Below are 11,378 nucleotides of genomic sequence, written 5' to 3' on the forward strand. Positions count from 1 at the left end.
CAGGCGGAGCGGAGCAGCGGGCGGTTTGCGAGGATTCGCACGGGCGGGCCTCTGGCGATGCCGACCCCTTATGCAGCGCTCGGTCTTTACCCGCCTTGCCAGGCAGCTTAGCCGCATGCCGGATCAGGCCTTTCAGGAACTTCAGAATGTCCCAGCCGTCGACCATGTCGCCCATTTCGAGCGGCGCTCTCCTCCTGCGCTACATCGCTTTCCTGATCATCGGGGTGATCGTCCTGAATGTCGCGATCATGGCGCTGGAGTCCTATTTCAAGCAATCGCCGGGCAGCACGGGCGCGCTGGGCCTGATCCTGATCTGGAGCGCCGCTTCATGGGTCGGGCAGATCTGGTTCAGGCGCGAGCAGACCCGCCCGCCATCCGGCCGCGCCTGGTCCGTCGCGCTGCTCTGCGCGCTTGCGACCTTGGTGCTGCAGGCCCTTTTCGTGCTCGTCATCGCCGGCTTCATGCCGGGCGGCTTCGCCAGCATCGCGCGCTATCGCAGCAGCGATCAGGTGCTTATCGCCGGGGCGTTTCTTGGGATTTTCGTACTGGAGTTCCTGCTGATCCGCGCCGCGATCAGCTGGGGGGCGAGGGCCGAGGAGAAGCGGGCGCAGCGGCTGGCCGCCAAAGGCGCTGTCTAGCTTCCGATCACGCCGCGGCGCCTGAGCAGGATGAGGGTGAGCAGGGCTGCGGCAACGCAGGTCAAGGTCACGAACATCGCGCCGCCCTCGGATTCGACCCAGGGCAGGCCCTTCACATTGATGCCGAACAGGCCGGTGATGAAGGTCGCGGGCAGGAACAGGGCCGTCAGGATCGACAGCACATAGAGCTGGCGGTTGGTCCGGCCGGCCGAGCGGGCGGCGATCTCGTCCTGCAGCAGGCGCGCCCGGTCCTGTACCGACTGGACGTCGTGATGCAGGCCGTCGACACGCTGGAGCAGCCGCGTGGCGGCAGCCTTGACCGCATCCGGGGCGCTGCGGCCCGACTGGGTCTCGGCGAAGCGGCGGAACAGGACGTGCAGGCCGCTGAGCTGCCGATGCAGCCGCACAGCCGTGCGCCGGACCGAGCCGACGCGCTGCGGGCCATCATGCAGACGGTCGAGCAGGATGTGGTCCTCGACGCTGTCAGTCTCGTCGACGAGGCGCACGACGGCATCGGTGACGTCGTCGATGATGTATTCGATGATCTGCTCGAACAGCCCGGCGGGACTTGAAGCCGGCTCGCCGCGATCGAGCGCCTCAGCCGTCATGCGGATCGAGTGCAGCGCCTCGCGCCGGCCGGTCAGCAGGAACTTGTCGCCGACGATCCAGCGCAGTGCGCCGACATCCTCGGACTTGTCGGCGATGTCGCGGATCAGGTCGTGCGAGACGCCCCAGGCGAGACTGGCGGAGTGATCGAGCCGCTGGTGCGGTTCATGCGAGAGGAAGGCTTCCTGCGTCGCGTCCGGCAGGTCCTGCTCTGCGATCCAGCTTTGCGCACGGGTATGGACGAGGTCGAGATGGAGCCAGACGAAGCCTTCGGCCGGCGCGAGATCCGGCATCTCGTCGCGGGGGACGAGGCTCGGCTTGCCGTCCTCGTCGAAGCGATAGGCCCAGATCAGGCCGGATTGGGATTGGACGTCGCTGGGCATGCCGGGCTTCCGCTGTCGTCGCAGGGCGGTTCCCGGCCTTAAGGGCCGTGGATGTGACAGCGGCGTGACGGACGGTGAGGCCGCCTCAGTCCCGCGCGATCGAGCCGGTCACGTCGACATTGCGATTCACGGCCGTGTGCGCATTCGGGATGCGGCCCGGAGGTGCGAAACGCAGCCTGGTGCCGCCGGCTTCCTTGGGTGCGCGCAGGCCGGCCGGCGTCGGCGTCGGCGTGCGGACCGCCACCTTGGGCTCGCCGCCATGCCATTTGCGCGAGCCGATATCGAAATGGCCTCTTCGCCAGGCGTCGAACTCGCGCTCGTTGCCGAAGAAGGCGTTGCGGTCGACATCGCCGGTGATGCCGGGCACGCGGCCCGTGGTGGTGAACTGCCAGAATTCCCAGCGGTCCCGCGCATAGCGCTTGGCCAGCGGTGCCGCCGTCGAGCGCAGCCAGAAGGGATGGTCGTTGAGCTCGCCCTCCAGCACGTCCTCGTGGAAATTGATGTCGGTATAGATGATCGGCTTCTTGCCGGTGTGCTCGCGCAGACCCCTCAGCATCTCCTCGATCTTGGCCAGCGCCAGTTCCTTCGAGATCCTGCGGGTGCATTGCGAGTCGTTCTGCCATTCGACATCGAGTACGGGCGGCAGTGCGTCGGGGTCGCGCGGGATGTGCTTCTTGATCCAGCGCACCTGGTCCTTGGCCGACCGGCACCACCAGACGAAGTGATAGGCGCCACGGGCGACGCCGTGCTTCTTCGCCTCGGCCCAGTTGCGCTTGAAATTGGGATCGAGATGGTCGCCGCCCTCGGTCGCCTTGATGAAGGCGAAGCGCGTGCCGGCATCCTTGACCTTGGCCCAGTCGATCTCGCCCTGCCAGCGGGAGACGTCGATGCCCTGGATCACCTTGCGCCGCGCATCGCGGACGCCGTGATGGGGGGCGCTGTCGCCCTTCTTCGGATAGAGCGCCAGCGCGGGCTCGGCCAGGGAGGCCAAAAGCGCCGCAAAGGCGAGGGCCTTCAGCCCGATCCGTCCGCTGGTCAGCTTGCGCGCTGGCATGTGTTCCTCCCGCATCACAGGTCCAGATGCGAGGGGCGTGGTTAAGCGCCGGTTAGAATTGCCGCGCAGTCGAACAATGAATTTCAGGTTTGGTTAACCGGGGCGGCTGCCGCCCGCCGCTCAGTCGAGGACGGCAGGCTCGACCTGGTTGTCCACCGCCCGCAGCGACGAGGCGACGGCGGGCACGCTGCCGGGAACGCGCGCGACGGGCACGTCCTGCTGCGGCGCCAGCGGCTCAGGCCCGAAATCCGGGCTCGGAACGGCCGGAATCGGCGCCTGCTGCGGCGCGGGGGCAGGCTGCGGGGCCGCCGGCGCGTCGCGGCGGTCCCAGCGGCGGGTGCCGATATCGTATTCGCCGCGCAGCCAGCCGGCGAACTGGCTCTCGCTGCCGAAGAAGGCATTGCGGTCGACATCGCCCTTGATGCCGGGCACGCGGCCGGTGGTGGTGAATTGCCAGAAGGCCCAGGGGCGGTTGTTGTAGCGGGTCTCGGGCAACGCCGCGGTCGAGCGGATCCAGTAGGGGTAGTTGTTGAACTGCCCCTCCAGCACCTCGCGATGGAAGGTGATGTCGGTATAGATCACCGGCTTCTTGCCGGTGAGCTGCTCCAGCTCGGTCAGCATGAGCGCGATCTTCTCGCGGGCGAGTTCGCGGTCGATCTTCTGCGGGCAGGTGCGCGAATGGCCGTTCCACTCGACGTCGAGCACCGGGGGCAGGGCGTCGGGATCGTTCGGGATCTGCTGCTTGAACCAGGCCGCCTGCTCATGGGCCGGGCGGCACCAGTAGACGAAATGATAGGCGCCGCGGGCGATGCCGGCGCGGCGCGCGCCGTCCCAGTTGCGGCGGAAGGCCGGATCGACATGGTCGCCGCCCTCGGTCGCCTTCATGTAGACGAAGCGGGTGCCGGCCGCCTTGACCGCGCTCCAGTCGATCTCGCCCTGCCAGCGCGAGATATCGATACCGTGAACTGGGTAGTTATGCGCCGCCGCGACGCCGGGATGCGGCCGGGCATCGCCCTTCGACGGGTAGTTGTCGAGCGCCACGCAGCCGCCAAGGGCCGCAAAGGCGGCGGCAGCCAGAAGGGGCAGGGCGCGGAAGCGGGGCATGTGGCGGGCGTTCATATCGCGGAGAATTGCGGAGAATGCTTGATGCTCGGTTTACGTTACCAAAGTTCTGCCATCTGTCAGCCCGTTCCTGGGCGGGCGCAGAATCGGCTTTGCGCCCCGCGCGGGCGGAGCGAAGCGCACACCCGAGAATCTCATGACAAGAGAGCGCCGGTTTCCGAGATGCTCGGGGGAAGTTGGAGCGCGACCCATGAAAAAGTCTCTGAAACGCGAAAGGCGACCCGAAGGTCGCCTTTCGCTGGACTTTCATCCGAATTTGGTGCGGTCGAGAGGACTCGAACCTCCACGGGTCTCCCCGCTACCACCTCAAGGTAGTGCGTCTACCAATTCCGCCACGACCGCAGCTCTGTTCCGGTTGCGGGCGGTGCAACCAGGGAGCGGCGCCGATCTAGCAAATCGAATCCGCTGCCACAAGAGCGTCACGAAGGAAAAACGCAGAAGCGCGATTTTTCCCCAGATCGGCCGGTTCAGGCGGCCGCAGCGACGCTCTGCTGGGTGTAGATCGTCGGCCGTTTCAGCATCTGGGTGATCTCGACGGAGATTCGTGCGCCGCTGACCACGACGATTCCCTTGGCGAAGGGATGGTTGTTCGCGAGAATCTGGACCTCGTCGGTCTCGCTGGTGTTCAGCTCGATGATGGCGCCGCGGCCGAGGCGCAGCAGCTTGTAGATCGGCATTTCGGTCTGGCCGAGCACCACCGTGAGTTCCACCGGGACGAGATCGAGATCGGCCTTCAAGTTCTGTCTCCGGAACCCTACTTCAGAATTCGTCCAGCGAAACTTGCCTGCCTGCCGGTTTTGGGCGCAAGAGGCGTGCCGCGGGTCGTGCCGGATCAATCCGCCGGCCCGGAAACATTGAATGGAACATGGTTAAGCCATGGTGAAGATGCGTGAGGAACTGGCCGTCTCCTTCCTGCCGGAAGGGCTGTCGGAGCCGGTCGAATGGGTCGTGTCCGAAGGGCTCACCGGCTATGACGAGGCCGTCGCCGAGATGGAGGCGCGCGCCGGGCTGATCGCGGACGGGCTGGCGCGCGAGCGCGTCTGGCTGGTCGAGCATCCGCCGCTCTATACCGCCGGCACCTCGGCTCGCGACGAGGACCTGATCGCGCCGGAGCGCTTCCCGGTGTTCCGTTCGGGGCGGGGCGGGCAGTTCACCTATCACGGCCCCGGGCAGCGCGTGGCCTATGTCATGCTCGACCTGAAGCGGCGCCAGCCGGACCTGCGCCGCTTCGTCGCCGCGCTGGAAGGCTGGCTGATCGGCGCGCTCGACGACGTCAATATCCGCGGGGAGCGGCGCGAGGACCGCGTCGGCGTCTGGGTGCGCCGGCCGGACAAGGGCGCCGATGTCGAGGACAAGATCGCCGCGATCGGCATCCGCGTGCGGCGCTGGGTCTCGTTCCACGGCATTTCGCTCAATGTCGACCCGGACCTGTCGCATTTCGACGGGATCGTGCCCTGCGGCGTCAGCCAGTACGGGGTGACCTCGCTGGTCGATCTCGGCCTGCCGGTAACGATGCCGGAGGTCGATTCGGTGCTGCGCGAGGCGTTCGAGCGGGTGTTCGGTCCGACCGTCCAAATCTGATCGTCCCAGCCTGATTTACCATCCGTTAGCCATGGCGCCGCCATCTTCGCCCGGGGGTTGGGCTGAAAATGGGGACGACGATGCGAAGCTTTTTTCTGGCGGGCAGCCTCGCCATGCTGCTCGCGGCCTGCAACACGACCGACCAGCGTATCGCCGGTGCAGCGGCCGGCGCGGGAGCCGGCGCGATCGTCGGCGGGCCGATCGGGGCGATTGCCGGTGGCGCGATCGGCGCCGTCGCGGCGCCGTCCGTGACCGGCTCGATCAACAAGATGCAGGAATGAGCCGACCCGGTGGCGCGGATTTGCACGGCCGCGTCCGTGCGTCCGCGCCGGTTGGCGTTTTCGGCGCGGCGCGCCATAACCTCGGCAGAGATTGTCGTCGAGGAGCGCGCCCGTGCCTGTCATCGAGAGCAAGGTCGATCTGAATTCGACCGAGACGCGCGCCAATGCCGAAGCCTGGGCCGGATTGCGCAGCGAACTCCAGCAGCATCGCGCCACCGCCGCGCTCGGCGGCAATGCCAAGTCCCGCGAACGCCACACGGCGCGCGGCAAGCTTTTGCCCCGCGAGCGCGTGCTGCGCCTGACCGATCCCGGGTCCGCCTTCCTCGAGATCGGCTCGCTCGCCGCTTTCGGCATGTACGAGGGCGATGTCCATGGCGCCGGCATGATCGCCGGGATCGGGCGCGTGGCGGGTCGGGAGTGCATGATCGTCTGCAACGACGCGACGATCAAAGGCGGCACCTATTATCCGATGACGGTGAAGAAGCATCTGCGGGCGCAGGAGATCGCGCGCGAGAACCGCTTGCCCTGCATCTATCTCGTCGATTCCGGCGGCGCCAACCTGCCGCACCAGACCGAGGTCTTCCCCGATCGCGAGCATTTCGGCCGCATCTTCTACAACCAGGCGACGCTCTCGGCCGAGGGCATCCCGCAGGTCGCGGTGGTGATGGGCTCCTGCACCGCTGGCGGCGCCTATGTGCCGGCGATGTCGGACGAGACGGTGATCGTCCGGAAGCAGGGCACGATCTTCCTCGGCGGGCCGCCGCTGGTGAAGGCCGCGACCGGCGAGGTCGTCTCGGCCGAGGATCTGGGCGGCGCCGACGTCCATGCACGGCTTTCGGGCGTCGCCGACCATTATGCCGGCGACGACACCCATGCGCTCGCCATCGCCCGGCGCATCGCCGGCAACCTCAACAGCGTCAAGCGCCCGGATATCGACATCGCCCAGCCGGTCGAGCCGCTTTACGACCCGGCCGAGCTCGAGGCGGTCGTGCCGACCGATCTCAAGAAACAGTACGATATCCGCGAGGTGATCGCGCGGCTGGTCGACGGCTCGGAGTTCGACGAATTCAAGAAGCTCTACGGCACGACGCTGGTGACGGGCTTCGCCCGCATCCACGGCATCCCGGTCGGCATCATCGCCAATAACGGCATCCTGTTCTCGGAAAGCGCGGTCAAGGGCGCGCATTTCATCGAGCTCTGCTGCCAGCGGCGGATTCCGCTGCTCTTCCTGCAGAACATCACCGGCTTCATGGTCGGCCGCGACGTCGAGACGCGCGGCATCGCCAAGGACGGCGCCAAGCTCGTCACGGCGGTGGCTTCGGCGCGGGTGCCAAAGATCACGGTGCTGGTCGGCGGCTCCTTCGGCGCCGGCAATTACGGCATGTGCGGCCGGGCCTATTCGCCGCGTTTCCTGTTCACTTGGCCTAACAGCCGCATCTCGGTGATGGGCGGCGAGCAGGCGGCGAGCGTGCTTGCGACCGTGCGCCGCGACAATATCGAGGCCGAGGGCAAGAGCTGGCCGGCGGCTGAAGAAGAGGCCTTCAAGGCGCCGATCCGCAACCGATACGAGGAAGAGGGCTCTCCCTATTTCGCCACCGCGCGGCTCTGGGACGACGGTATCATCCTGCCCTCCGAGACCCGCCGCGTGCTGGCGCTAGCCTTCTCCGCGACGCTGAACGCCGAGATCCCGGAGACGAAGTTCGGCGTCTTCCGGATGTGAGAGGCCGGGCGCCTCTCACCGCAATTCGATTTTCACAACTTCGTAGACTGCCCGCGCGCCGCGCTTGTCGCCGGGCGCCACAAGCCGCCAGCCGCCTTCCAGCGGTTTGCCGTCCATTGCCGTAACGAGGATCAGGGGCAGGTTGCCGAAATCGGGATGGATCTCGCCGATCGAGAAGGCGATCTGGTAGCCGTCCTTGGCGCTGACAAGGAAGGTCTTCTTCAATTGCTCGGCCGGCTTCAGGCCATCGAGCGCCTTGTTCGCCTTCAGGACATCCCAGAGCAGCACGCCCTTGTAGTGCCGCGTCGCCGGCCCTTTCGAGGTGTCGAAGGTCACGTCGCGCTCGGCTACCGGCACGGCGGCGAGCGCCTGCGGGGTTAGCCGGATCGGTGCAGAGCCGATGCCGATGATCTCGACGGCAGGTTCCTGAGCACGGACGGACGGTGCCATCGTTAGCAGAGCGAGCAGAACGAGCGTGCGCAGCAAGGCGGAGGTCTCCGTTGCGAGTCGACGGTATCTGGACATCATTCGCTGCGTCCGTCGATGGCTTCTTTCACGGCTACAGTCGCATCGTGGCGGCGGCGGGCGTGGCCTTCAGCGTGGCGAGCCAGAACAGCAAGGTCATTGCGCTGATCGCGGCTCCCTGCGCGCAGACACCGGCCCAGCCGGCATGTGCATAGGCGACGGTCGACAAGGACGAGCCGGCCGCGCTGCCGATCGAATAGAAGACCATATAGGCTGCCGTGAGGCGGTTCTGCGCCTCCGGCCTGACCCGGTAGATCATCGCCTGATTGGTGACATGGACGGCTTGGAGCCCGAAATCGATGATCAGCACGCCGGCGACCAGCCAGAGGATCGACTGGTGCAGTTGCGCGATCATCAGCCAGGACAACAGCATCAATCCGAGCGCGATGCCGGTCGTGCGCTGGCCATAGCCCCGATCGGTCCAGCGCCCGGCACGGGTGGCGCCGAGAGCACCTGCCACGCCAGCCAGCCCGAACAGGCCGATCTGCGTATGCGAGAGGGAGAAGGGCGGCGCGCCGAGCGGCAGCACGAGCGGCGCGAGTAGCGTCGTGATGTTGGCGAAGATCAGCATGGCGATGATGCCGCGGATGAGCAGCACCGGCTCCGCGACGATCAGAGTAACCAGCGAGGCGATCAGGCGCCCATAGGAAAGGCCGGCGGTGCTTCGCCCCTGCTGCGGCAGCAGCTTCCAGAGCAGAAATGCGATGACCAGCGTCGAAAGAGCCGAGACGAAATAGACGGTTCGCCAGCCGGAGAGGTCGGTGAGAGCGCCCGCGACCGTCCGCGCCAGCAGGATGCCGATGACGATGCCGCTCGTGACGATGCCGACGACATGGCCTCTTTCCGAGGCCTGCGCAAGGCTCGCGGCATAGGCGACAAGGGCCTGCGTTACCACGGCCAGAAGTCCGACAGCGGCCATCGCGCCGAGTAGCATCGCGGCCGATTGCGAAAACCCGACGCTGGCGAGTGCCAGGACCGAAAGCAGGGATTGCCCGACGATGAGCTTGCGGCGGTCGAGCAGATCGCCCAGCGGAACGAGAAGCAGAAGGCCGAGCCCGTAGCCGAGTTGCGTTGCGCCGACGATCAATCCCGCGACGGTGCGGGACAGGCCGAGATCATCGGCCATCACGTCGAGCAGGGGATGGGCGAAATAGGCATTCGCCACGGCCAGCCCGCTGGCGACGGCGAAAAGCAGGATGGTTCGACGATTCAGGGGAGCCGGCGTGACGGCGGCGTGCGAGGGCAGGGGTATCCGCGCCGGGTTTTGCGCGCACGCGTTCTCCTTCGCGGGCGCCGACGGCGCCGCGTCCTGGATCAATTTCATTGCAGACTCCGGCCGGTTTGGTTTTATAATGAAACCGAAGCGAGCTGTAGCGATATTGGTTTTATGATGCAACTGAAAATGCCGCTGCCGGCGGGAACTGCAGAAGGGCTGCGCTGATGGTCGCCCGCAAAAGCCTCAAGGGCGACTATTGCCCGAGCGCGCGGTCTCTCGACGTGATCGGGGACTGGTGGTCGCTCCTGATCGTCCGCGACGCTTTTGACGGGATGACCCGTTTCGGCGAATTCCAGAAGAGCCTCGGTATCGCCAAGAACATCCTGACGGATCGGCTGAAGACGCTGGTCCAGAGCGGGATCCTCGAAGCCGTGCCCATCGGCGACGGCAATGCGCGTGTGGAGTACCGCCTCACCGCGGTGGGCAAGGACCTCTTTCCCGTCATGGTCGCGTTGCGGCAATTCGGCGAACGCCATCTCTTCGCGCCGGACGAGGAGCGCTCGCGCCTGGTCGAGCGCGAGACCGGCCTGTCGGTTCGCCTCGACGTTCGAACGGAAGATGGCCGCGCGATCGGCCCCGATCAGGCCGTCATCCTGAAAGTGCCCGAGCCGGATTGAGCGCTTGACCCGCTTGCGCATGTCACTGGCCGCAAGCCAAGGACGGCGGTTCAGGCTGGTCATCGCGTCGCCCTCCCGACTACAACGATACGGCAGGGCTGGCGGGCGGCAAGCGCATCGAATGCTGGCGGTCCCCCGGTTCCCCCGGGCGGTTTCGCTCGTTATGGTCGGGCGCCATCTCAAACGATTTAGGTCTAGGGAAACACGGGGAAACGCATGTCTGGGCATAACAAGGTCGCGATCATCACCGGCGCCGGCTCGGGCGTGGGGCGCTCGGTCGCCATCGCCTTCCTGAAAGACGGCTATCGCACCGTGCTGGCCGGCCGGCGCGCGGATGCGCTGGAAGAGACGATCGCGCTCTCCGGCGTGGACAAGGGGCGGGCGCTGGCGGTGCCGACCGATGTCACCGACAAGGCTTCGGTCGAGAACCTGTTCGCCAGGACGAAGGAAGCCTTCGGCCGGGTCGACGTGCTCTTCAACAATGCCGGTGTCAATGCGCCGGGCGGCGTGCTGCTGGAGGACCTGTCGCTGGAGGATTGGCAGAAGGTGGTCGACACCAACCTGACCGGGCCGTTCCTCTGCACCCAGGCCGCCTTCAAGGCGATGAAGGAGCAGCAGCCGCAGGGCGGGCGCATCATCAATAACGGCTCGATCTCGGCCCATGCGCCGCGGCCGAACTCCGTCGCCTATACCGCGACCAAGCATGCGATCTCGGGCCTGACCAAGACCGCCGCGCTCGACGGGCGCAAATACGACATCGCCGTCGGCCAGGTCGATATCGGCAATGCGCTGACGGAGATGGCGAAGAAGATGACGACGGGCGTGCCGCAGGCCGACGGCTCGATCAAGGTCGAGCCGGTGATGGATGTCGACCATGTCGCCTCGACGGTGCTGCACATGGCCGGCCTGCCGCTGGAGGCGAACGTGCTGTTCGTCACGGTGATGGCGACCAAGGCCCCGCTCGTCGGGCGGGGGTAAGCGCTCAACTGCAACGACGTCGTTCCGGATGCAGCGAAGCGGAGATCCGGAATCCATCGTAGAGTGATCGCCCTGGGATGGATTCCGGATCTGCGCGGCTTCGCCGCTTGTCCGGAATGACGGAGTGAGGATGGTCGAGGCGGAGAAAGACGTCGATGGTCGGGACAAATCCGACCATGACGGGGGCGGAGAAGGCTCGGCATCGAGCCCCGCTGTCGCCCGCGCCTATACGCTCACCATCTGGGCCATTGCGCTCGGTATCCTGATCCAGGCGGTGGCGACGGTCGCCTGGGCGCTCGCCATCGGCAATGCCCAGCTCTTCAAGGATGGCGTCGACTGGGTCTATGACGTCGCGCTCTATGGCATCGCCGCGGTCGTCTTCGGCCGCGATGCGAGGATCGAGCGGCTCGCGGCCGTCGCGATCGGCGCGGTCATGGCGGTGGCCGGGCTGCACACGCTCTACGATCTCTGGGACAAGATCGTCCGGCCGCGGCCGATCGAAATCTGGACGCTGGGCTTCGCGGCGGCGAGCGCGATCGTGATCGCCTTCCTCGTCGTTGGCGCGCTCTGGCGCTTCCGGCGCGAGCAGAACCCGGT

General features: G+C 66.5%; 11 protein-coding genes, 1 tRNA gene and 2 pseudogenes. 7 read left to right on the forward strand and 7 right to left on the reverse strand.

The window, feature by feature from the left end; all coding sequences use genetic code 11:
* Positions 1-146 precede the first annotated feature (146 nt).
* Positions 147-638, forward strand: a complete 492-nt coding sequence (locus JHD80_RS14700) for an ABZJ_00895 family protein (protein WP_199088612.1) — start codon at positions 147-149, stop codon at positions 636-638.
* Here the strand turns inward: JHD80_RS14700 and JHD80_RS14705 are convergent.
* From JHD80_RS14705 to JHD80_RS14725, 5 genes and pseudogenes are all read right to left on the reverse strand, one after another.
* Positions 635-1,627, reverse strand: coding sequence for a CorA family divalent cation transporter (locus JHD80_RS14705; RefSeq protein ID WP_199088614.1), 993 nt, complete (start codon positions 1,625-1,627; stop codon positions 635-637). The genes JHD80_RS14700 and JHD80_RS14705 overlap by 4 nt on opposite strands.
* A gap of 85 nt (positions 1,628-1,712) precedes the next feature.
* Positions 1,713-2,681: a glycoside hydrolase family 25 protein gene (locus tag JHD80_RS14710; RefSeq protein WP_199088615.1), complete on the reverse strand. Its 969-nt coding sequence runs from the start codon at positions 2,679-2,681 to the stop codon at positions 1,713-1,715.
* Between the two features lie 345 nt (positions 2,682-3,026).
* Positions 3,027-3,800: pseudogene (locus JHD80_RS14715) on the reverse strand (glycoside hydrolase family 25 protein); the annotation flags it as partial.
* Positions 3,801-4,060: 260 nt separating this feature from the next.
* Positions 4,061-4,145, reverse strand: a tRNA-Leu gene (locus tag JHD80_RS14720).
* A gap of 125 nt (positions 4,146-4,270) precedes the next feature.
* Positions 4,271-4,540 (reverse strand): FliM/FliN family flagellar motor switch protein, encoded by a 270-nt coding sequence (locus tag JHD80_RS14725; protein WP_199088620.1) that lies wholly within the window; start codon positions 4,538-4,540, stop codon positions 4,271-4,273.
* A 139-nt stretch (positions 4,541-4,679) separates the two neighbouring features.
* On the opposite strand from JHD80_RS14725, the gene lipB reads away from it, so the two are divergent.
* The 3 genes from lipB to JHD80_RS14740 all read left to right on the forward strand — a co-directional run bounded on the left by lipB (position 4,680) and on the right by JHD80_RS14740 (position 7,385).
* Positions 4,680-5,384, forward strand: a complete 705-nt coding sequence (lipB, locus tag JHD80_RS14730; protein WP_199088622.1) for a lipoyl(octanoyl) transferase LipB — start codon at positions 4,680-4,682, stop codon at positions 5,382-5,384.
* 80 nt (positions 5,385-5,464) lie between these two features.
* A complete protein-coding gene (locus tag JHD80_RS14735) occupies positions 5,465-5,665 on the forward strand; it encodes a hypothetical protein (protein WP_199088623.1) in 201 nt (66 codons plus the stop codon).
* A gap of 112 nt (positions 5,666-5,777) precedes the next feature.
* Positions 5,778-7,385, forward strand: a complete 1,608-nt coding sequence (locus tag JHD80_RS14740) for a carboxyl transferase domain-containing protein (RefSeq protein WP_199088625.1) — start codon at positions 5,778-5,780, stop codon at positions 7,383-7,385.
* Positions 7,386-7,400: 15 nt separating this feature from the next.
* Here the strand turns inward: JHD80_RS14740 and JHD80_RS14745 are convergent, their stop codons facing one another.
* Together JHD80_RS14745 and JHD80_RS14750 are read right to left on the reverse strand one after the other, a co-directional pair.
* On the reverse strand, positions 7,401-7,871 hold the full coding sequence (locus tag JHD80_RS14745; protein WP_199088627.1) for a molybdopterin-binding protein: 471 nt from the start codon (positions 7,869-7,871) through the stop codon (positions 7,401-7,403).
* Between the two features lie 73 nt (positions 7,872-7,944).
* Positions 7,945-9,234: an MFS transporter gene (locus tag JHD80_RS14750; RefSeq protein ID WP_199088629.1), complete on the reverse strand. Its 1,290-nt coding sequence runs from the start codon at positions 9,232-9,234 to the stop codon at positions 7,945-7,947.
* A gap of 116 nt (positions 9,235-9,350) precedes the next feature.
* On the opposite strand from JHD80_RS14750, the gene JHD80_RS14755 reads away from it, so the two are divergent.
* The 3 genes and pseudogenes from JHD80_RS14755 to JHD80_RS14765 form a co-directional block, all read left to right on the forward strand.
* The gene (locus JHD80_RS14755; RefSeq protein ID WP_199088631.1) at positions 9,351-9,803 is read left to right on the forward strand and encodes a winged helix-turn-helix transcriptional regulator; all 453 of its coding nucleotides are present in this window, start codon (positions 9,351-9,353) and stop codon (positions 9,801-9,803) included.
* Positions 9,804-10,019: 216 nt separating this feature from the next.
* Complete coding sequence (locus JHD80_RS14760; RefSeq protein ID WP_199088633.1) at positions 10,020-10,781, forward strand: SDR family oxidoreductase; 762 nt, start codon at positions 10,020-10,022, stop codon at positions 10,779-10,781.
* 130 nt (positions 10,782-10,911) lie between these two features.
* A pseudogene (locus JHD80_RS14765) lies at positions 10,912-11,378 on the forward strand (hypothetical protein); the annotation flags it as partial.

The organism is Allobosea sp. ASV33 (assembly GCF_016428755.1).
GTDB lineage: Bacteria > Pseudomonadota > Alphaproteobacteria > Rhizobiales > Beijerinckiaceae > Allobosea.